Origin of the sequence: Flavobacterium chungbukense (assembly GCF_020805785.1) — a bacterium.
GTDB classification, from domain to species: Bacteria; Bacteroidota; Bacteroidia; order Flavobacteriales; family Flavobacteriaceae; genus Flavobacterium; species Flavobacterium chungbukense.
Window position 1 is genome coordinate 80,119 of the sequence record NZ_JAJGZV010000011.1, and the last position, 22,810, is coordinate 102,928.

Genomic DNA, 22,810 nt, shown 5'->3' on the forward strand with positions numbered 1-22,810 from the left:
CGCCATTTTATGAAACCTAAAACGTCCCTTACAGCAGTATTTATCGGCATTTTATTTTTGATTTCGTTTATGATAAGCGGACAGGAAAAAACAGCCCGCAAAATTCATTACGCACCTGAGGGAAATAGTTTTGTATTAAAAAATGGTGGCAGAAAATTCAATAGGGCACTTTACGGCTCTAATACCGGATTTAGGGCAGAGGCGGGAGATCTGCCTGAGTTTGCACTCTACATGCCTGGAATGGGAGGCAATCTGAAGCTGGGTTTAGTAAGCGGTAAAAATAGCAGATGGATTACTGAATCATCAAAAATTCAAACCACCTATGTTCAAGGAACCATGCATTACGAAATTCAAGATGTTCTTCTGGGCAGCGGAAAACTGATTGTTGATGCTGTGGCTTTAAGAGAAAAAGAAGGTTTTATTATTAGAGTATCAGGCAGCAATGTGCCAAAAGATTGCAGTCTTGTTTGGGTTTATGGTGGTGCGACAGGGAAAAAGTTCAGCCGTGACGGAGATATCGGAGCCGACCCCGAATCGGTGTTTTATTTGAAACCTGAATATTGTATCAATAATAAGTATACTTTAGAAAAAGAGTCCTTTCTATTGAAATATGGTTCAGAAAGCAACAAACAAAAAGACGGTAATAATAAGAGTTTAACAGGTTATTTTCCTGATTCAGCTGTTCATTTGGCAAATGCCGAAAAACAAAACTCTCCTTTAGAATTATACAATTCCAATTCAGAATCACTAATGGTGGTTGCGGGAAAAGTCAAGAACTTTCAAAACGAAAATTATTGGTTTCTGACTCCTGAAAAAGTACAAAATCTTACTCAGAAACATATTGAGTCAATGTATAAAGAAGCTGTTCAGCAAACAGCGGTTTTGGCGAATAGAGTAAAGGTAGTTACGCCAGATCCTTACATCAATACCTTGGGAGTTGCACTTTCCATTGCTTCTGACGGAATTTGGGAAAGTCCAGCTTATCTTCATGGGGCAGTAGCATGGAGAATGCATCTTAATGCCTGGCGCGGTGCTTACACAGCTGATCCTTTAGGATGGCATGATCGTGCAAAATCTCATTTTAAGAGTTACAGCAACTCACAGGTTACAAGTCCTGAAAATGGCCCGGTGGTGTTTGATTCTGAAAAAAATCTTGCGAGACAGAAAGAAGAAATAGGAACATCCATGTTCAGCAGCGGTTACATCAGCAGAAACCCGAACAAAAATACTGTGGCGCATCATTATGATATGAATCTGGTTTTCATAGATCAGATGCTGCGTCATTTTAAATGGACGGGCGATACTGATTTTATGAAAGAAATGTGGACGATGCTTCAGAAGCATATTAACTGGGAAAAACGAAATTTCGATGCAGACGGGGATGGACTTTATGATGCATACGCTTCTATCTGGGCTAGCGATGCACTTCAATACAGCGGTGGCGGCGTAATTCATTCTTCGGCTTATAATTATTATGCTAACAAAACAATTGCATCGGCAGCACAAAAAATACAGGAAGATGGGCTTCCATTTTCAAAAGAGGCAGACAAAATATTAAAGGCTTCCAATCAAAATTTATGGCTTCCGAAAAAAGGAATTTTTGCTGAATACAAGGATGCTTTAGGAAATAAGTTATTACATGAAACTCCTGGAATATGGAGTATTTATCATACGATTGACTCTGAAATGGTTACTCCTTTTGAAAGTTTTCAGATGCTGCATTATGTAGATAAAGAGATTCCCCGAATATCGATTCAAGCAGAAGGATTAGATAGAACTGACTTGTTTACAATAAGTACGACCAATTGGCAGCCTTATACCTGGTCTATAAATAATGTGGCATTGGCCGAACAGCTGCACACGGCTCTGGCTTTCTGGCAGGGCGGACAGAGCGAAAAAGCGTATCATTTATGGGAAAGTGCCTTGATAGAAAGCATGTATCTAGGAGCTTCGCCCGGCGGTTTTGAACAGCTTTTGTATCAGGATGCAATGCGCGGCGAGTTGTATCGTGATTTTGCCGATCCAATCGGAATGGCTTCAAGGACTCTGGTCGAAGGACTTTACGGAATTCAGCCCGATGCTTTAGCGGGAACTTTGACTATTTCTCCGGGTTTTCCTTCTCAATGGAATCAAGCCTCCATTGAAATTCCGGATATTTCCTTTTCTTTTAAAAGGGAAAATAGAAAAGACAGCTATAAAATCGAAAATCGTTTTCATTCCAAAATGAATTTAAAACTGCTTTTGGATGCGCCCTATGATAAAATCCAAAGTATCTTGATAAACGGTAAGATTGCTTCCTATACATTGATTTCGGAAAGCATCGGAAAACCAAAAATAAGCATTGAAGTGCCTTACAACGCTGTTTATGATGTGGCTGTAAACTGGGAAGGTTTTCCACTAGAAACAAAAAAACAAACACCCTTTTACACCAGCGGCCAGGATTTAAATATGCTGACTTTTAAAGCTGAAATTATTTCGGTTTATGACCCACAGTCGGTTTTAAGTGCTGTATCAAAAACTGAAAAAGAGCTTTATGCAAAGGTTACAGGCGAAGGAAACAGCGTGTTTTTTATAAAACTGAAACAAGGCGAAATGTCTTGGTGGCATCCTGTCGAAGTTAATTTTAAACCAAAATTAGAAGCTGTGGCAAAACTTACAGAAGCCAATACATTAGAAGTTTCCATTAAAAACAATACCGTAAAAAAGATTGATGGTTCTTTAGTTGTGAATAATCAGGAAAAAGCCAGCCAGCCAATTAATTTTAATGTACTGGAAAATAAAAAAGTTCAAATGCCAGTTCGTGATTTAATGCCGGGAACTAACAGATTGGAAATTAAAAATGGCAGTTCATCCATTGAAAACATGGAAATAATTAATTGGGATATTCCGTTTTCGGCTTCCCATAAACAAGAATCTATTGTGCTTTCCTCATATTTTAATGCTAAAGTTACGGATGTTTTTAGCAATGAATATCTTTCGCCAAGACCGAAAACTGCGACATTACAGCTTCCCAAACAAGGAATTGGAAATTGGTGCTATCCAAATTTAGAGGTAAAAATCGACGACAGCGGACTTCGTGAAAAAGCAAAAAACAAAGAACAAATTACTTCTCCCGAAGGAATTGTATTTAAAACGCCTTCTGCAGCAGACCAAAAAAATATTGTTTTCACTTCCATGTGGGATAATTATCCAGAAATTGTTACTATTCGGTTATCTGGAAAAGCATCGCATGTTTATTTTATGGTTGCAGGAATGACAAATCCAATGCAGAGCCGAATGACAAATGGCGAAATCACAGTAAATTACACAGACGGAACTTCTGAAATTTTAGCACTCAAAAATCCACAAAACTGGTGGCCGATCGAACAGGATTATTTTATTGACGGACTAGCATTTACCACTGATGCTCAAAAACCACCAAGAGTTTATCTAAAATCGGGAGAAATTTCGAGAGATTTTAAAGATTTTAAACCCATAAAAGGTTTTACGAATTACGGTGTTGATGGAGGAGCAGGAACCATTTTGGACCTTCCGTTAAATAAAAATAAAGCCCTTAAAAACCTGACCCTAAAAGCAATTGCAAATGATGTTGTAATTGGTTTGATGGGAGTGACTTTAATTAGATAATATGTTAATTTGATAATTTAGATAATTTGCTGGATGCCAAACTTTTACAAAGTTATTGAAACCTGAAACCTGAAACAAAAAAATAACCCAATGAAAAAATATCAATTAATTATCGCTGCCTTATTTTCGATTTCGCTGTCGGCACAGGAGAAAATAGACCGCAAAGCCTTGGTCACACGACATAATGTTCAAATTACGGCAATCGATACGCTGGCTTCTTTGACAGTCGGGAATGGTGCTTTTGCCTTTACTGTAGATGCAACTGGACTTCAGACTTTTCCAAAAACGTATCAAAATGGCATTCCGTTAGGAACTCAGTCAGAATGGGGCTGGGACAGTTATAAGAATATAAACGGCTACAAATTTTCAGAGACTTTAAGAGATTACAAACAGTACGGAAGAGACATTTCCTACACCGTTCAGATTAAAGAACCAGCAAGAAGAGTGGAGGCGGTGAACTGGTTCAGGCAGAATCCGCATTTACTGCAATTGGGAAATTTAGGTTTTGAAATCACTAAAAAAGACGGAAGCATGATACTGCCAAGCGATCTTAAGGCGATTTCCCAGAAATTGAATTTATGGACGGGCGAAATTGAAAGTTATTTTGAAGTTGAAGGAACTCCGGTAACCGTTTATACAGTTTCACATCAGGAAAGAGATGAAATCGGAGTAAAAGTTAAATCGGATTTATTGAAAGAAAAACGATTGAAAATCAGTTTAAGAATTCCTTTTCCGACAGGAGAGTGGGCTGATATGGGGACGAAATGGGAAGGGAACCAGGATTACAAAAGCACTATGATAGAAAAATCTAAAACGCAGGCGGTTGTAAAGCATGTTATGGACAGCATATCGTACAATGTGAATTTAAACTGGAAAGGAAATGCCCAGATTAGGAAAACAGGAGAACATTATTTTGTTTTAGAACCCTCAAATACAGATATACTAGAATTAAGCTGTTTGTTCGCTTTAGCGGAAAAAGCAGTTTCAAATTCTTCTTTTTCGGCTATAGAAAACAGTAGCAGCAAAGGCTGGGAAAAGTTTTGGAAAAGCGGTGCCGCAGTTGATTTTTCTAGAAGTACAGATCCTCGTGCCAACGAATTGGAGCGCAGGGTAATTCTGTCGCAGTATCTAACCAAAGTGCAGTGTACGGGAAAAGTGCCTCCGCAGGAAACTGGTTTAACCTACAACAGCTGGTATGGAAAACCGCATTTGGAAATGCATTGGTGGCACGGAGTTCATTTTGCGCTTTGGAACAGAGCAGATTTATTAGAAAAAAGCCTTCCGTGGTATCAAAAAGTTTTTGATAAAGCAAAAAATATTGCCAAAAGACAAGGTTTTGAAGGGGCAAGATGGCAGAAAATGACCGATCCTGACGGCAATGAAAGTCCGTCATCTGTAGGATCATTTCTGATTTGGCAGCAGCCTCATTTTATTACTTATGCTGAATTAATATACCGTAGTAAACCCGAAAAAGCAACTTTAGATTTATACAGCGAAAGAGTTTTTGCAACCGCAGATTTTATGGCTTCGTTTGCTGATTATGATGCTAAAAAAGACCGTTACGTTTTAGGGCCGGGCGTTATTCCAGCGCAGGAACGTTTTAAGGCTATGGTAACTTTTAATCCTACTTACGAGCTGGCGTATTGGAATTGGGCTTTGAAAACGGCTATTGCATGGAAGAAAAAATTAAACCAAAAAGTTCCTGAAAAATGGGAAACGGTTTTAGCTAAATTATCTCCTCTGCCAGTTTCAGATCAGGTTTATCTCGCCACAGAAAGCGCAACGGATTCTTATACCAATCCAGAATTTAAAACCGATCATCCTTCCGTTTTAGGCACTTTCGGAATGCTTCCTGAGACTTCTTTGCTAGATAAGAAAATCATGAAAAATACTTTTGATCTGGTTTGGAATACCTGGTCATGGGATAAAACCTGGGGCTGGGATTTCCCTATGACGGCTATGTCTGCCGCTCGTCTGCAGATGCCAGAAAAAGCAATTGATGCTTTGTTTATGAATGTGACTACGAATACCTATTTGAAAAACGGACATAATTATCAGGCAGAACGATTAACACTTTATCTTCCTGGGAATGGAGGACTGCTGACCGCAATAGCCATGATGTGCGGGGGCTGGGACGGAACAGATGAAGAAAATCCAGGTTTCCCGAAAGATGGAACATGGAAGGTAAAAAGCGAGGGATTTAAGAAGTTTTTTTAAAAAATTCTAAGTTGCTGAGATTCTAATATTCTAAGTTTTTTTAAGTTGAAAAAATAGATAATCTCGCAAAGACGCAGAATCGCGAAGTTTAGCTTTTAATTTTCTTTGCGTCTTCGCGACTTTGCGAGATTAAAAACAACAAATTAAAATCTTTAAAAACAATATGAAAAATAGTAAGTACTTTGTAATAATAATGTTTTTTTTAGGTCTAAATGTTTTTGCACAAAGGCAAATGGAAAAACTCGATCGAGGCATTGTTGCTGTAAAAAACAATGGTCAGTTTTTTATTGGATGGCGTGTTTTGGGAACTGATCCAGACGATTTGGCTTTTAATTTATATCGTAAAAGCGGTACTAAAAAAGCAGTGAAATTAAATGATAAACCAATTTCTGGCGCAACAAACTTTGCAGATACAAAAGCGAATGTTCAACAAGAAAATACTTGGTTTGTAAAAACGGTTTTAAAAGGAAAAGAATCTGATGAAAAAGGAAGTTTTACGATTCCGGCTTCAAGTCCTGACAAAGATTATTTGTCAATTGCATTAAAGCAAATTGATGGTTATACTGCAAATGATCTTTCGGTTGGCGATTTGGATGGAGATGGAAAGTACGATCTTGTGGTGCATATGACTGGAAAAGGTCATGACAATTCACATACAGGAATTACAGATCCTCCTATTTTTCAGGCTTATACTTTGGAAGGAAAATTTTTGTGGGAAATTAATTTAGGAAAGAACATTCGTGAAGGGGCGCATTATACACAGTTTATGGTGTATGATTTGGATGGTGACGGAATTTCAGAATTTGTCTGTAAAACAGCAGACGGAACCAGAGACAGTCAAAATAATGTTGTAGGAGATGCATCAAAAGACTGGGTTGATCGAGATCCTAATTCAGCAGCTTTCGGAAAAATTTTAAAAGGCCCTGAATATCTTTCCGTTTTTAATGGAAAAACAGGAAGACTGATAGCAACAGTCGATTATATTGCTGAAAGAGGTGATTTAGCTGGCTGGGGAGGACATGGCGGAAGCGGCGGAAATGATACTAAAGGAAATCGTATGGATCGTTTTTTGGCTTGTGTTGCTTATCTCGACGGAATTCATCCAAGCGTTGTGATGTGTCGTGGATATTATGGAAGGACAGTTTTGGCAGCATGGGATTTTAAAGATCAAAAACTAACTTCAAGATGGGTTTTTGATAGTAAAAATTCTGAAAATCCATATTCGGGAATGGGAAATCATAATCTTACAGTTACTGATGTGGATAATGACGGAAAAGATGAAATTATTTATGGTTCAATGTGTGTTGATGACAACGGCAAAGGTTTGTATACAACGGGTTTCAGACATGGGGATGCTATTCATGTTTCAGATTTTGATCCGGATCTTCCAGGTCTAGAAGTTTTTGGAATTCATGAAATTGAAAATGGAACTAAAGGGCCTGGGGTTGCTGTTTTTGCCGCTGCAGATGGAAAAGTTTTGTTTACCGATTCTCCAAATGAAGATGTCGGAAGAGGAGTGGCAGACAATATTGATCCGACGAGAAAAGGTGCTCAATGCTGGTGGCTCGGTTCTCCTAATTTATATGATATGAAAGGCAATGTGGTAGGAAAGGCACCAAGTTCGGCTAATTTCTTGATATACTGGGATGGAGATGCATCACGTGAACTCCTGAATTCAAATTATATTGACAAATATCAAAAAGGCCGTTTGTTTACAGCAACTGGAGCAGTTTCTAACAATGGCACGAAATCCACTCCAGCTCTTTCAGCAGATATTCTGGGCGATTGGCGGGAGGAATTGATTTTAAGATCGGAAGATAATAAAGAGCTACGGATTTATTCTACTACTATTCCGACCGAGATCAGACAATATACGCTCATGCACGATCCCCAGTACAGATTGAGCATTGCGTGGCAGAATGTTGGTTATAATCAGCCACCGCATACCAGCTTTTATATGGGAACAGAGATGAAGCCTGCACCCAAACCAGATATTATCCTTGTTCCGGCTAAGAAATAATTTAAATGCATTCGCAGAAGAATATCCTAAGAAGATTAAATCCATTCAATCATGAAAAAAATAATACTCTGTACAGCTTTAGTGTTTTCGTTTGTTTTTTTATCGTTTAAGAAAAACTATTCTTGCGTAACCTTAAAAGAAGTGAATGTAAAAGCTCCTTTTGAAATGCCAGCGATAAAAATTCCCGATTTCAGCAACTGTAAAGAATTTTTGATTACAGATTTTGGTGCTGTGGCGGGAGATTTAAATAAAACTTCTGAGGCAATCAGTAAAGCTATTACTAAAGCCAGCAAGTCAGGCGGGGGGACAGTTGTTATTCCGGAAGGAGAATGGTTAACGAAGAAAATTCATTTTAAAAGCAATGTAAACTTGCATTTAAAGAAAGGGGCAGTTTTGCTTTTTTCAGAAAACCCAAAAGATTACCTGCCTGCCGTACGTTCTACTTGGGAAGGTTATGAATGTTATAATTATTCGCCTTTGATTTATGCTTATCAATGTAAAAATATTGCCATTACGGGAGAAGGAGAATTAAAGGCAAAAATGGATGTCTGGAAGCAGTGGTTTGCAAGACCCAAAGCGCATATGGAAAGCCTGAAAAGACTGTACTATCTGGCTTCGTACAATAAACCAATGAAAGAAAGACAGATGGTAAATGATACCGCTAATTTCCGTCCGCAGTTTATTCAGTTTAATAGATGCGAAAATATTCTGATGGAAGGTGTGACGATTACCAATAGTCCGTTTTGGACGATTCATCCGTTTTTATCTAAAGATGTGGTGCTTAGAAATCTAAATGTATACGCTCATGGGCACAACAACGATGGTGTAGATCCTGAAATGAGCCAGAATGTTTTGATAGAAAATTGTGTTTTTGACCAAGGAGACGATGCCATTGCGATTAAATCAGGAAGTAATCAGGATGCATGGAGACTCAACACGCCTTCAAAAAATATTGTAATGCGAAACTGTACTGTTAAAAATGGGCATCAATTGGTTGCTATTGGAAGTGAACTTTCGGGCGGTATAGAAAATGTTTTTATTGATAATTGTACGGTAGTAGATGGAGCCAAACTCAATCATCTGTTATTTATTAAAACCAATGAACGAAGAGGTGGTTATGTAAAAAATATTCACATGACCAACATAACTTCAGGAAAAATTGACGAGGGGATTCTTGGAATTGAAACCGATGTTTTGTACCAATGGCGAAATTTAGTCCCGACAATCGAGAGAAGACTCACGCCGATTCAGAATGTGTATCTTGAAAATGTAAAAGCTACAAATGTCAAATTTGTTTCAAGAATTTTGGGGCAGAAAGAACTTCCGGTCGAAAATATTTTCTTTAAAAACGTAACGGCCCAGAATATTCAAGGAGAAAAATCCATCCATGAAAATGTAAAAAACTTTAATGCTCCAAATTGATTTAAAATTTCAGAACATGAATATCAATACCCTTTTGTTCAAAATACTTTTGGTTTTTATATGCTGTTTTAACAGTGTTTTTGTTGAAGCGCAATTATTGAATATTAAAAATGATTCTTTTTGGAAAACCAAAGACGGAAAACCAATTTACAGCCAGGGAGGCGGTATTTTTAAATTTACAGATCCGAGAAGTGGTGTCCCGAAATATTATTGGTATGGAGTGGAATATGAAGAAGCAGCTGTTTATCGCGATAATCCGGCTGTTACTCTGCCCACATCCACTTTTAAGTCAGTTACCTGCTACAGTTCGACAGATTTGGTCAATTGGACTTTCGAAGCTGATGTTTTGGCCAAAGAAAAAGTGAATGGAAATGGAAAAACATGGGTTGGCCGTTTGGGAGTGGCTTACATCAAGGAATGGAAAAAATATGCGATGTTCGTACAGCATGACAAAGAAGTATTGATTACGCTTTCAGACTCGCCGGCAGGACAGTTTGAATGGCATCAGAAAATCAATATGGAAAAGATGATAGGAACGAGCAACACCGGTGACCAGACTGTTTTTACAGATGAAGATAGCGGAAAATCTTATTTGATCTATTCTTACGGTAGGGGTCGAAATAAAATCTATGTTTCTGAAATTGGCATAAAAGACGGAAAAGTAAATCTGTTGGACTGTACAGAAGTTTTTAAAGGTGAAAGTCGCGAAGGAAACTGCATGTTTAAATACAAGAACAAATATTATATGTTTGCGTCCAATATTTACGGCTGGGATGCCTCTTTTGCTTATTATCTGGTGGCAGACGATATTCGCGGACCTTATATACCTGTAAATGACATGAAAGTGTTGAAAGGAACGGAAGATGATTTTGCGCACGTCTCACAAACCGGATTTTTTGTTTCCGTAAAAGGCAGTACCCAGGAAACAATTGTTTATTGCGGTGACCGCTGGGCTGATTTCGCAGGAAACGGATTGGGCTACAACCAATGGTGCCCGATTTCGTTTGAAGGGACTATACCTTATTTTAATTCGCTGAATTCATGGAATCTGGAAGAAAAAACAGGAAAATGGGAAGCAGCAAAAGATAATAACTACGTCAAAAATGCCAGTTTCGAAGCTGACCGCAGGCATATTCCTAGTCCGGTAAAACCTGTTCAGATTCAGCTCACGGGCTGGTTTTCTGAAGTGATTCAGGGAAATAAGATTTCGTTAGATTCTATCTCCCCTGTTTTAAATCATTTCAATACCCAAGAAGAGCGCGGGACAGTAATCGGTGAGAAAAGCCTTGAAATCAGCGATAAAATAGATTTCAAAAGAAAGATTTTTCAAACCATTGTTTCTTCTCCATTCGTTAAGCTGAAAGACGGTGTTTATACGCTTTCTGCCAAAATAAAAAACAGTACCGATTTTAAGAATTTAGAAATGTATGCTGTCAGTGGAAACAAAAGATTTTCATCAGCTGTTAAAGAAGAAAATGCGGCTTGGAAAACCATTACCATTTCAAACATTATTGTAAAAGGGGGGAAGCTTGAGATTGGTTTTTTTGCTGATGGCAGAGCAGGAGCTTTTTGTTATGTAGATGATTTTGTATTGATGCATAATTAAACATGTGTCTGCTGTCTGAATTCTTAAATAAAAACTTTGCGCTGCGAGACAATTTCAATAATTAAATTCACGTATAGGAAATTAATGTCCTAAATCAGTTTAAGATTTAATGATTAAAGAACACTAAGAAAAATGAAATTAGCTTTAAAATCAATATTATTCGCATTGCTGCTCCTTTTTTTATCTGGAAGAATGATGTCACAATCAACAACCGTTGTTTTGAAAGATAACTGGCGTTTTTCTAAAGAGGTTAAAGAAGATGCCTTTTCTGTCGATTTTGATGCTTCGGGATGGGAAAAGGTCAGTGTACCCCACGATTGGGCTATTTATGGACCTTTTGATAAAGAATGGGACAAACAGGTTGCAGCAATTGAGCAAAATGGAGAAAAAATTCCAACAGAAAAAACGGGTCGTACCGGCGCATTGCCTCATATTGGAACTGGCTGGTATCGCAATACATTTTCTGTTCCGGAGTTTAAAAAAGGAAAAAAAGCGGTTCTTGTTTTTGAAGGTGCCATGAGTGAACCCCAGGTTTTTTTAAATGGAAAAAAGATTGGGGAATGGGGATATGGTTACAGCTATTTTTATATTGACATTACGGAAAGCCTTAAATCAGGTTCAGAAAATGTGCTGGCTGTAAAATTAACAAATCTGCCATTTTCTTCAAGATGGTATCCGGGAGCAGGTCTATACAGAAAAGTTAGTATTGTAGTAAGAGAACAGGAAAGTTTTGCGCAGTGGGGAACTTTTATTACAACGCCAGAAATGAGAGGAAATAACGCAGTTGTTGATATTAAAGCTGAATTTCATGGCAGAAATGTATCGATGGTTACCCACATAAAAGATGCTGATAATAAAATAGTGGCAACTCAAAAAGGAGCTGAAACAGCTGATGGAAAATTACATCAAATAATTTCAGTAGCCCAGCCGCATTTATGGAGTCCGGAAACGCCTTATCTATATAAAGCAGTAATCAGATTATTTGCTGCAGATGGAACTTTAAAAGATGAACAAAACATAAAATTCGGTATACGATTTATTAAATACGAACCCCATAAAGGATTCAGTCTTAACGGTAAAGTGACAAAGTTTAAGGGAGTTTGTCTTCATCATGACTTAGGACCTCTTGGTGTAGCTGTAAACAAAGCCGCTCTTCGTCGACAGCTTACCATTCTAAAAGATATGGGGTGTAATGCCATCCGGAGTTCCCACAACATGCCTTCTTTTGAACAGCTTGAACTGGCTGACGAAATGGGATTTATGTTTCTGGCAGAAAGTTTTGATGAGTGGGCAAAGCCAAAAGTAAAAAATGGATACCATCGTTTTTTTGAACAATATGCCGAAAAAGATATTGTGAATTTAGTGCGGGCAACAAGAAACCATCCTTGCATTGTAATGTGGAGTTCGGGAAATGAAGTTCCGGATCAGTACGGAGCCGAAGGATTGACAAGAGCTAAATTTTTGCAGGATGTTTTTCACAGAGAAGATCCCACACGTCCCGTAACGGTGGGAATGGATCAGGTGAAGCAGACTATGGCATCAGGTTTTGGATCTTTGTTGGATATTCCAGGACTGAATTACAGGGTTCATCTCTACGAGGAAGCTTATAAAGCATTTCCACAAGGATTTATATTAGGATCTGAAACGGCCTCGACAGTGAGTTCAAGAGGTATTTATAAATTTCCCGTAGTGCAGCAAAAAGAAAAGCAATATGATGATCTTCAATGTTCGTCTTATGATCTTGAAGCCTGCAGCTGGTCAAATGTTCCTGATGAAGATTTTGTGCTTCAGGATGACAAACCGTGGGTTATTGGAGAATTTGTATGGACTGGTTTTGATTATTTGGGAGAGCCTACGCCTTATGACGAAAAGTGGCCTTCAAGAAGTTCTTATTTTGGAATTTCAGATTTGGCAGGACTTCCTAAAGACCGTTTTTATCTGTATAGAAGCAGATGGAACACCAAGGATAAAACGCTTCACATACTGCCGCACTGGAACTGGAAAGGAAGGGAAGGAGAAATTACCCCCGTTTTTGTTTACACTACTTACGACAGCGCTGAGCTTTTTGTCAATGGAAAAAGTATGGGTGTTCAGAAAAAGAATAATTCAACTCCACAGAACCGTTACAGATTGATGTGGAATGACGTTAAATATGAGCCTGGAGTCATCAAGGTTATCGCCTTTGATTCCTATGGAAAAAAAGCAGCTGAAAGCGAAGTGAAAACCGCAGAAGAGCCATACAAAATAGTTCTTGAGGCAGATCGCAGGACTATCGATGCGGATGGTGAAGACATAGCTTACATCACTGTGAGTGTTGTGGATAAAAATGGAGTCACCTGCCCATTAGCAGACAATGAGATGAAATTCAAAGTAAGCGGAGCTGCTGACTACCGCGCAGCTTGTAATGGAGATGCAACATCTTTGCAAGTATTCCATAAAGATACTATGAAACTTTTCAGTGGAAAACTAGTTGTTTTGGTAAAATCGAATAAGAAAATAGGACCGATAAATATTGAGGTTTCGGCGCACAATCTTCGAACAGGTAATTTACGGATAAGTGCCAAGCAGATTTGATTATCGGAAAAATTTTATTGAAATAGAAGTGAGGGAACGAATTATAATTTAAGAACTGCCAGAAGACAGCTCTTATAGACTTAAAAAAAAATATTAGATTAAAACGCTGTAATTTCAGTAAAGCCTGAAACAATTTTTTAAAAAAAAATGATCAATGGTTTCAAAAAAAACGAGTTCTGCATATTGTGCGATTTCATCGGCTGTAAGAATGGCTCTTGGAACTTCTATCATAGTTCCGACCAAATAACTGATGTGATCGCGAAAAATAACAAGCCATTCCATTACGGAGTGGCTTATTTATTTATAATCTTCTTGAGTTGAAAAAGGTTTATACTGTTTTATAAATTCATGTGAATTGACTATTATTCTGTGTACGAGCGGGACGATTGCAACAGGGTGGGAAAAGTATATAATTTTAATCTAAAAATTAGAATAACAAATCGGGTAAATTCAAAAAAAACTTTATTAATAGCCATTAACAGCATCAAAATTTTCGGTCGCAGTTTGAAGGAGAGCTTCCTTCTTATATACTGCGGTATATAACATCTTTTTCTGTCGTGCCAGTGTCATAAGGTTATTCAGGCCAACGTTCAATTTTTTGTTCTTTAATGTTTGAAGTATTTCTTGCTGCTCTATTTCTTTTCTATCAAATAGATGAAGTTCTTTAAGCGACTTATAGTATTCTAGTGAGGCATTTTTAAGGGATTCACCTTTTGGAATGCCGCCAGTAGAAAGCTTTTTTATATCATCAATAAGTACGTCAAACTCTTTACGCTGCTGATCAACAGCTGATAAAGCTCCTTTGTAATCCTCTTTTACTAGACAATTAAGCTTTTTTTCTCCGGGACCTTCTTTTCCAATAGTAATTTCAAAAGCTCTGCGTTCCCATTGATTGATAGACTCCTTAAAATCTGCTGTCTTCGAGGATTTACAAGAACTTATTATTATAAATAAAAATGCTGTTAGATAAATACTAAATCTCTTCATAATAATTTATTGATGTTACTTTTAATTCTGAAAATGATTTCTTTTAAAAACTTCTACATGATTGAAGCAGAAATCTAAATTTCATAAAATCTTTAAACACTAATTTACATATTATTAAAATCGTATGAAAAAAAAATAATCTAAATTGAACATCATTTTGTAAAATCTCATTCAAATAAAAAGAGAGAACTCCGAAAAGTTCTCTCTTTTTAAAATTGTCACTTATACTATTTGTTTTACTTGAATCCACCTGATACTTCTACAGTTTGTCCTGTAATTATTTTTGATTCTTCTGAAGCAAAAAATACGGCCATATTTCCGATATCATCGGGCGTAGCCATGCGGCCTAAAGCGCTTCGTTTTACAGTTCCCAAAATGACATCTGAATCTAAACTGGCTCCTAATTTTGCAATACCTTCAGTAAAAACTCCGCCCGGTCTAATAGAATTGACTCTGATGTTCTTCGGTCCTAGTTCTTGTGACAGCGCATAGGTTATAGAATCAACAGCGCCTTTTGAAGCAGCATATACCACAGAGTAAGGTTCTGGTCTAGTGCCGGCAAACGAACTGATGTTGATAATGCTTCCTCCATTTTCATCAAACAAAGGTGCGGCTTCTTTTGATGCTAAAAGAACACCAAGCACATTTATGTCAAATGTTTTTCGATATGATTCTTCTGTAAATGATTCTAATAACTCAAATTCATAAATACCAGCATTATTTACCAATGCATCCAAACGGCCATACACTTTTATTGTTTCCTGAAAAAGTCGTTTTACATCTGCCAGTATAGATATGTCTCCCTGCACTGCAACAGCGCTACCACCAGATCTAATTATTGCAGCTACAACTTCTTCTGCTTCTTGTTTGCTTGAACCATAGTTCACTACTACTTTGGCTCCAGATGCAGCCATTTGTTTTGCCACACCAGCACCAATTCCTTTAGATGCGCCAGTTATTACGACCACTTTGTTTTCTAATATTCTTTTCATTTTTTGTTTATTTATTTTTTGATTTTTATACTGATTTCGGAGCTCCTATAAACATATATTTGTCACGAAGAAATGCTGTGATCCATATTAGGGACAACGGTACCGCTGGATTAAGCATTGAACCATCATGTGATAATTCTGTTGCCATTGCTCCAGCAAAATAGCAGGAAAGAAGGATAAAACCAATGCGCATGGTTTTGGGAAAGATAAATAAGACCGCAAAAGTCATTTCCATTAAACCGAGAGCCGTCGCTGCATGAGGCAGATTGAATTTTACGAGTCCATTAACGGACCACGGAAGCTGGATGGCTTTCATAAGACCGCTTAAAATTACCATCACAGTAGTTAATATGAGTAGGGTGGTTGCAAGATATTTTTTAGTTTTCATCGGTGTTTAATGAAATTAATTAGCAAGTTCTCTAACCTCTATCATGATAAAATGCCCGATACGATTCTTTATCAGCCATTTTCCATTATGGTTTATATATTCGTCCTCATATTTAACGCTGTATTCTGAAAGAATATCTTTTCCTTCCACTTCTCTAATCATCTTTAATTGAGAGAAAGAAATGCCCGAAGCAGTATCTCCATCGATTTTTACTTTATGCTGTCCATTCAATGTAAAGTAGGTTTTTACATGTCCAGAATGCTGATTGAATTCTTTTTCCATGTTTTCTCTTTGCGAAACCGAAGAAACTAAAGCTCCATTCATATAAACTTTATAAGTAACATCTGGGGTAAATAAATCCATTACCTCTGAGATTTTTTTCTCGTCACCTAGAGTAGCGTAATCATCTATTAGGCTTCTTAATTCCTCTTTTACTTTTAGATTTTCTAATGTCATGATTTTATTTTTTTTAAAATTATTCAGCAAAATTAAAGTACATTTGCTTACAATTTGTTAGTCGTTACCAAAAGGTTAGTGACTTGTAAAATGATAGTTATGTCAGAATCCAAAGAAAAAAAGAGCGAAAACAAGGAATTTACGGAAGAATGCAATACTGTACTTATGGCGGTTTCTGATGCATTATATGCCATTGGAGGGAAATGGAAATTGATGATTATCATTGCAATGGCGAGAGGAAATAAAAGATTTACAGAAATTCAAAGACAGGTTACTGGGATTTCTGCAAGGGTTCTTTCGAGTGAGCTTAAAGAATTAGAGCAAAACGGTTTTATACTTAAAAAAGTGGCTGTAGGATATCCTGTAAGTATCGAATATGAACTGCTTCCTTACAGCCAAACTTTGGAAGAAGTTGTGGGAGCGATGACCAAATGGGGGATACAACATAGGGAAAAAATACGAAATGAAAGTAAAAAACAATAATAGCAATTAAAAAAGAAAGAGAATTCAATTGAATTCTCTTTCTTTTTTAAGCTTTTAATCAATGTAATCAGTTCAATTTTTAATGAGTTTTCTGGAAAGTTAATTCCAAAGAATCTTACTGTTTATCGCAATAAGACCTTTTATGGTAATTAAACTTTGATCAGTATATGAATTAAGAAAAATGTAACCTTCAGAGTTCATCGAGACTAAGGCTTCCATCAGTTTTGCCTGATTTTCCCTTCCAGCAGCACTATTATCAGTAAATTTTGAAACATTAGGCACTGATGTTACAAGCTTTGTTAACTCTTCGAAAGTGCAGCCCATGCTATATTTTTCAGCTAGTATCCTAAGGATTTTTACAAAAAAAACAGAAGATGGTTCCATATATAATCGCTTTAATGTTATATACGAAAATTGATTCTTTTTAGATTATTCTTATTACTCCCGTTAAGTTGAATTTATACTTTTGGATAAAAATGTCTAAGAATTTGATTTGGTGTTTTAATGACTTCTTTACCGATTGCGTCAAACCATTTTACTTCTTTTGTTACTTCAGCGCAGCATTCGTTTTTTGTGTTAAAAAAGCAGCTTTTAATATTAATTTTATCTTCTATATAACAATGCTTCATTTCAACTAAAAAATGTTCTGTAAACATTAGGTCTTTATGGATGGTTAATTCATGATTTCCTTCCTGTAAACCTAAATGCATATCATTAAGTTTTTCTTTGGAAAACCCGTTGTAAAACAAAAAATGGTATAACAATCTGACCGTATATGAGATATATGCGGAATCTTCCATAACCATATAATCATTTACATCTTCTCCGGTAACAACATAATTTTTACAGATCATTTTAATGTGATTTAAGGTTAAAAAAAGAGACCGGCGTAATAAGTTTACCGGCCTCCAGAACATTAGTCATGTTTAATACTCTTGCAAATCTGAATGGATCCTATTCTTAAAAGGATTATTTAACTAATAAGAAACTGTAATTAATCTTTATTTTGTCAGCAATTTTCTTTCTGACAAGACTTGGTATCTCAATATCAAAATCTTCAGGTTTTGCTTCAAATGTGCCAATAGCATTAACTCCATTTGGAGCTTTGGAAATTTTTACAATCACAGAGACTGGTTTTGTTTTTCCGTGAATAGTAAGATCTCCTTTGAATGTGAAATTTTTAGGAGAACTTGTAATTTTTGAACTATCAAAATCTTCAATTTTACCTTTGAAAGTTGCTTTCGGAAATTTTTCAGATTCCATATAATTTTCATTAAAATGCTCTTCCATCAGCGCTACTTTAAATCGAAAGCCTTTTATAAGCGCCAAACTGGCAAAATCTCCTGTAGTCTGATCCAGAACAGCAGAAACTGATTTGCTTTCTGCAGCGACTTCTTCGTAAGAAGGCATAGAAGCCTGAAATTTTATATTCCCTGTTTTTGTAATCAGTTTTTGTGCAAAGCCTTCATTATTTGCAATTATAATAAGCAGGAACGCAAAGAAATTAATAAATGATTTTTTCATAATAATTAATTTTCTTTTAAACCATCGGTGTTCCATTTCACAATTAGATCAATATTAGCCTGAGCCATTCTGCCACCTTGAGGCATAAGTCCCTGTTGGCCGCTTTGAAGCTGTATTCTCCCTAATAAACCAGCACTTTCTACGGCAGCTTTTACCTGTGCAAAAGTAGTCAGCGGTCTAAAAGAAGCAGATCTTCCACTTGAGTGGCAGCTTACGCAGTTGGCGTCAATAATAGATTTCACATCTTTACTGTAGGTAACCGCAGTTGTTGGGTTTGTTGGGTTCGTTGGATTTGTAGGTGTAGTAGGTGGTGTTTCTATATCCTGCATTGTATCAGAATCGCTGCAGCTTGCCAGTACAGCTAGTAAAATTGTAAGTACGATTGTTTTTTTCATGATTTATTGTTTTTAATTGTTAGAAAACTCTGTATAGGTTAAAGCCAAAGAAGAAATCCCCTTTACCCCAGTCGCCAGAAGCATTGGTAAGGTATCCGCTCTCACTCATAGATTGTGAATTGGTAAAGATTAATTGAAAAACGTGTCCGCCTGTTTCCACATCAAGACCTACAGACAATGGATTTTTATAAAAGTCAGGCTTGTCAAAATTGTGCATGTATTCTAAATTGACAGATAATCTTTTTGTGATTTTATAGCGTCCGCCACCTCCAAAAGAAAACTGATTGTCTCTTTCGATATCAGGAGTGTAAAGGTTTTTGTGTATAAAAGATGGTACTAATTCTAATGAGAATTTTTCACTGATTTTTCTAGATATTAAAACCTGCTGCACGTACGTCATACGATGTTTAAATTCTAAACCCGGATATTGGTCTTTTTCTAAAAAAGTATTAATATCTGCAACGCTATACCCAACAATGTCCAGCGGAAAATTATCGTTTTGTCGTGCTACTCGATACTTCAATCCGGTTTCATACATTTTGTTTAAAGTATGTCTCGAAAGGCTGACAGATAACCAATCTGTGACACCATAGATTCCTCCAAGTTTTGTGGTTGCATTGTCAAGTCCAAAAAAACTGTCAAAGCCATCTTTTACAGTCCCAAAACGATGCGAAACCACAAAATAAAATTCTTTTTTTGCAGGCATTTTTGTGGTCTGTAAGGTTACCAGCTGTAAAGCTTTAAAAGTAGCTGTAGAATAGCTTTCTTCTGTTTGTGTAGAATCAAGACTCTTCAATAAATCATCCTGAGAATAAGCCATTGTAACTAAAAACAGGCAGAACGGAACTAGAATTTTCTTCATAAATTAATTGTTATTTGTTTGGTTTATTTAACAGTGCATTGGTCTATTTTGACTTCCATAAATAGTTCGTCATAACCAATGCATTTGCCTTTAATCGTTATTTTATTGTTGATCATTTTGTTTTTTAATTCTTCTTTAAAAAGACAGAAAACAGTATTTTCAAGTATAATTACAGAGTCGGTTTCTTTGGTTGCTTTACCCGTTATTTCAATAGTTTTGTTGAGGTATAGTGAATCTGCTTTTTTAGGATCTGCGTTGTAATCTTCAAGTAGTTTTTTTGCAGTTAAACTAAAATCCGGAGCTTCTGATTCTATGTTACGGGCTTCTTTAAAGATGATTCCGTAATAAAAGTAGACGCCAGCTGAAAGCATTATTAGTAATACCGCGGTTAGAATTGCTGTTTTTTTTCTTTTCATATTTGGTTTGTATTGGTGATAAATAATAATCAGTCAGCGTTTTTTTATCTGATGGCTTTCATCACGTTTTTTTTTATGCTAAATGCCAAAATCCCGTAATGATTTGATAATAGGTTTAAGTGCTGAATTTTAATCAGTTAATTGATATTCGGTTTTGGTAAGGCTTTTATTATCTATTTTCTTTTCAACAAATCCGTTTAGTTTCATTTCTTTCAACTGCTGAATTTTCTGGTTTATTCATACTTAAAAATGTCTCAAATCAAATGATGATTCTATAGTGAAACAGCCTTAGTACAGATTACCCTACCAAAGAATTGTAATTTCTTGAAAAAAAATAAAAATGTAGAAGGAGAGCTTTAAAAACTCTTTTAGAAACGATATTAAAATGAAACTCTAAAACTCAGATTTGGAGTTCTTTGCAGTGAAAAAGTATCCACTTCTTCTATAGAATTGGTTAAAGAATTAATTCTATAATATTCGCTGATTTCATTTCTCCTGTTTAGGATATTTAAGATTGAGATTCCTATTTTGTATTGAATTCCGCTTTCGGTTTCCCATTTGTAAGTTGAAGAAAGATTAACCTGAGAAAACATATTCAGATTACTGTCGTTTGGTTTGTTGTAAACCAAAACAGGATTAGAAAGATCAATTTGAGATAAATTTGGAGATGTTTTTGGCCTTCCGGAAGTCCATTTTGTTCCTAAAGCAATCTTGAAATTGTTTTTCTCATAAATTGCCGCCCATGACAACGTGTGTGTTAGCTCAAAGTTGTTGGGAAATCGAGGATATTCATAATTAGTAAAATGATAATTGTTTTCGTTGTATGTATAACTTAACCACGTAAGAAAGTGGTTTATTTTTTTCTGAACTAGCATTTCTGTTCCCCAGATTTCATAATCTCCTGTAGTTCTGACAAATTCCAACTGATTCTGAAAACCTTGGCTAGAGGTTGTTATTCCTGTTACTTTTTTGTAAAAGTTTTCGATGTCCAAAAGCCAGTTGTTCTTTTGATAAAACAAATTAAAAGATAGCTGTCTGCTTCTTTGAATAGGAATTGTGCCGTTATTCGAGATAATCCAGCGTCTTTTTTCGATGCCAAAATAATCTTTCTGAAGATCAATAATCTGCTGGGAATTTTGGCTTTTGAGTTCGCCGAGAAGTTCTAAAGTTACATTTTTACTAAGTCCGTAATCCAATTGGATTCTAGGTTCTGCAATATATTTTTTGAATTTTTCGATATAATTAAGCCGCATTCCGCCTTTAAAATATACTCTGGAAATGGTATCATTATATTTACCTTCTACAATTAAAGCATGAGTTCGTAATACGTCTTTTACTTTACGATAAAAATCAGGATTAGTTACCTGCTCTAAATTAGTAATACCAATTTCATTATATTGATATCCGTCGCTGAAACTAAATTTGGAGTTTAGAATATGATTATTTTCTAAATTAACGCCATTGTTGTTTACCGTATTTTCTTGAATAACAGTCTGGTTTTCGTAAATTGACTTTTGATCGGCTAGAAGTTCGTACGAAGAATTGTAAACATTAATTTTGGTCGTGTTGAATTTATTCCAATTTCTTTTCCATAACAAATTTGCACCGTAGTTCTGCTGGCGTAAAACATTGGTTTGTGATTTGTTTATATTGTATGAAGCAGCACTTTTAGTAACTTCCAGATTATCTTTTATCGTTATTAAATCAAGTATGATTTGATCTTTGAGTCCTATTTTTTGCGCGTATTTTACAGTAGCATCATAAAAACCAAATTTTTTATCACTTTTATAATTAAGATTTTGGTTCTGCGAAAAATCGGTAATGGTAGTATTTTGAAATACTTTATTGAAATATTCTTTATAAGTGGGAGTCTCTACAAAATCGGTAATCGATTTGCGTGCCGAAATTTCGATATAACTTTTTTTAGAAAGATTATATTTTCCATAAACATCAGCATTAATCATGTTGATTCCCGCGCTAAAAGAGTTTTTTTCGGCTTTTTCTGGAGTAGAAGAAATCGCGACTACGCTTGAAACGCTTTCTCCGTAAAAGGCAGAACTTCCGTTTTTATAGATGGAAATGGTATGTCCCAGATTTGGATTGAAAACTGATATTAAACCAAAAAAATGTCCTGTTTGAAACATTCGTATTCCATTCCACAAAAATAAATTCTGATCGTGCGTGCCACCGCGAACGTTGATGCTTGATACACTTTCGTCCAAACTGTTTACACCCGGAATCTGCTGCATGGTCTGCAACGCATCGGGTTCAATAAGTCCGGGAAGGATACCAAATTTTTTAGGCTTAATTTCAAGAGATCCATCAGTGTTTTTTGAAATACCCGAAGCTAAAATGGCATTGGTTTTAATTTCGTGCAATTCTGTAATTTCAGGGTCTAACAGGATTTGAATGCAATCTTTAACCTTTGTATTTCCTGCCGTAATTCTTTTTGAAGCAAAACCAACGTGACTAATTACAAAAGTATTTTTGTTTTCTTTATTAAACTCAAAATAACCTTCTGAATCAGTAGTAAAGTGATTCTTATTATTTAAACTAATGTTGGCATTTTCGAGAGGCTTTTTATCAATAGAAGATAAAACATAGCCACAAATCATTTTTGAAATAGTATCCTTTTTATAGATATTAATGAATTTGTTGCCTATATTTTCAAAAGACAAGTGGGTTCTTTTTTCGAGATATTCCAATTTTTGTTCTAACGAAAATGAATTCTTGGGAGGATTTAATTCGAGGCCTTTAATATTATCTTCGGTATAATTAAAGCTGACGCCATGTTGTTCTTCAATATCAATTATTATTTTTTTAAAAGGCATAACTTTTCCT

18 protein-coding genes are annotated in these 22,810 nt (G+C 36.1%); 7 read left to right on the forward strand and 11 right to left on the reverse strand.

Annotated elements, in window-relative coordinates; translation table 11 throughout:
* The first annotated feature begins 9 nt into the window (after positions 1-9).
* From LL966_RS21480 to LL966_RS21505, 6 genes are all read left to right on the forward strand, one after another.
* Positions 10-3,627 carry a DUF4450 domain-containing protein gene (locus LL966_RS21480; protein ID WP_229356116.1) on the forward strand — a complete coding sequence of 1,206 codons (3,618 nt, stop codon included), beginning with the start codon at positions 10-12 and terminating at the stop codon, positions 3,625-3,627.
* Positions 3,628-3,717: 90 nt separating this feature from the next.
* Positions 3,718-5,844, forward strand: a complete 2,127-nt coding sequence (locus LL966_RS21485) for a hypothetical protein (protein ID WP_229356117.1) — start codon at positions 3,718-3,720, stop codon at positions 5,842-5,844.
* A 232-nt stretch (positions 5,845-6,076) separates the two neighbouring features.
* Positions 6,077-7,864: a rhamnogalacturonan lyase gene (locus LL966_RS21490; RefSeq protein WP_394799468.1), complete on the forward strand. Its 1,788-nt coding sequence runs from the start codon at positions 6,077-6,079 to the stop codon at positions 7,862-7,864.
* 51 nt (positions 7,865-7,915) lie between these two features.
* A complete protein-coding gene (locus LL966_RS21495; protein WP_229356119.1) occupies positions 7,916-9,286 on the forward strand; it encodes a glycoside hydrolase family 28 protein in 1,371 nt (456 codons plus the stop codon).
* Positions 9,287-9,302: 16 nt separating this feature from the next.
* Positions 9,303-10,892, forward strand: coding sequence for a family 43 glycosylhydrolase (locus LL966_RS21500; RefSeq protein WP_229356121.1), 1,590 nt, complete (start codon positions 9,303-9,305; stop codon positions 10,890-10,892).
* Positions 10,893-11,024: 132 nt separating this feature from the next.
* Entirely contained in the window at positions 11,025-13,466 is a 2,442-nt protein-coding gene (locus LL966_RS21505; protein WP_229356122.1) for a DUF4982 domain-containing protein, read from the forward strand.
* 465 nt (positions 13,467-13,931) lie between these two features.
* Here the strand turns inward: LL966_RS21505 and LL966_RS21510 are convergent, their stop codons facing one another.
* The 4 genes from LL966_RS21510 to LL966_RS21525 form a co-directional block, all read right to left on the reverse strand.
* Complete coding sequence (locus tag LL966_RS21510) at positions 13,932-14,453, reverse strand: hypothetical protein (protein ID WP_229356124.1); 522 nt, start codon at positions 14,451-14,453, stop codon at positions 13,932-13,934.
* Between the two features lie 236 nt (positions 14,454-14,689).
* Positions 14,690-15,445, reverse strand: coding sequence for an SDR family NAD(P)-dependent oxidoreductase (locus LL966_RS21515; RefSeq protein WP_229356125.1), 756 nt, complete (start codon positions 15,443-15,445; stop codon positions 14,690-14,692).
* Between the two features lie 25 nt (positions 15,446-15,470).
* A complete protein-coding gene (locus tag LL966_RS21520) occupies positions 15,471-15,833 on the reverse strand; it encodes a DoxX family protein (RefSeq protein WP_229356127.1) in 363 nt (120 codons plus the stop codon).
* A gap of 15 nt (positions 15,834-15,848) precedes the next feature.
* Positions 15,849-16,289, reverse strand: coding sequence for a nuclear transport factor 2 family protein (locus tag LL966_RS21525; protein WP_229356129.1), 441 nt, complete (start codon positions 16,287-16,289; stop codon positions 15,849-15,851).
* A 99-nt stretch (positions 16,290-16,388) separates the two neighbouring features.
* Between LL966_RS21525 and LL966_RS21530 the strand changes: the two genes are divergently transcribed.
* Positions 16,389-16,772 carry a winged helix-turn-helix transcriptional regulator gene (locus LL966_RS21530; RefSeq protein WP_229356130.1) on the forward strand — a complete coding sequence of 128 codons (384 nt, stop codon included), beginning with the start codon at positions 16,389-16,391 and terminating at the stop codon, positions 16,770-16,772.
* 99 nt (positions 16,773-16,871) lie between these two features.
* Here the strand turns inward: LL966_RS21530 and LL966_RS21535 are convergent, their stop codons facing one another.
* The 7 genes from LL966_RS21535 to LL966_RS21565 all read right to left on the reverse strand — a co-directional run bounded on the left by LL966_RS21535 (position 16,872) and on the right by LL966_RS21565 (position 22,800).
* Positions 16,872-17,156, reverse strand: coding sequence for a hypothetical protein (locus tag LL966_RS21535; protein ID WP_229356132.1), 285 nt, complete (start codon positions 17,154-17,156; stop codon positions 16,872-16,874).
* 74 nt (positions 17,157-17,230) lie between these two features.
* Complete coding sequence (locus LL966_RS21540; protein WP_229356134.1) at positions 17,231-17,626, reverse strand: hypothetical protein; 396 nt, start codon at positions 17,624-17,626, stop codon at positions 17,231-17,233.
* A gap of 115 nt (positions 17,627-17,741) precedes the next feature.
* Positions 17,742-18,296, reverse strand: a complete 555-nt coding sequence (locus tag LL966_RS21545; RefSeq protein WP_229356137.1) for a YceI family protein — start codon at positions 18,294-18,296, stop codon at positions 17,742-17,744.
* 5 nt (positions 18,297-18,301) lie between these two features.
* Positions 18,302-18,691, reverse strand: coding sequence for a cytochrome c (locus LL966_RS21550; RefSeq protein ID WP_229356139.1), 390 nt, complete (start codon positions 18,689-18,691; stop codon positions 18,302-18,304).
* 19 nt (positions 18,692-18,710) lie between these two features.
* Positions 18,711-19,553, reverse strand: coding sequence for a DUF5777 family beta-barrel protein (locus LL966_RS21555; RefSeq protein ID WP_229356141.1), 843 nt, complete (start codon positions 19,551-19,553; stop codon positions 18,711-18,713).
* 23 nt (positions 19,554-19,576) lie between these two features.
* The gene (locus tag LL966_RS21560; RefSeq protein ID WP_229356143.1) at positions 19,577-19,969 is read right to left on the reverse strand and encodes an OB-fold putative lipoprotein; all 393 of its coding nucleotides are present in this window, start codon (positions 19,967-19,969) and stop codon (positions 19,577-19,579) included.
* Between the two features lie 380 nt (positions 19,970-20,349).
* Positions 20,350-22,800, reverse strand: coding sequence for a carboxypeptidase-like regulatory domain-containing protein (locus tag LL966_RS21565; RefSeq protein WP_229356145.1), 2,451 nt, complete (start codon positions 22,798-22,800; stop codon positions 20,350-20,352).
* Positions 22,801-22,810: the final 10 nt, after the last annotated feature.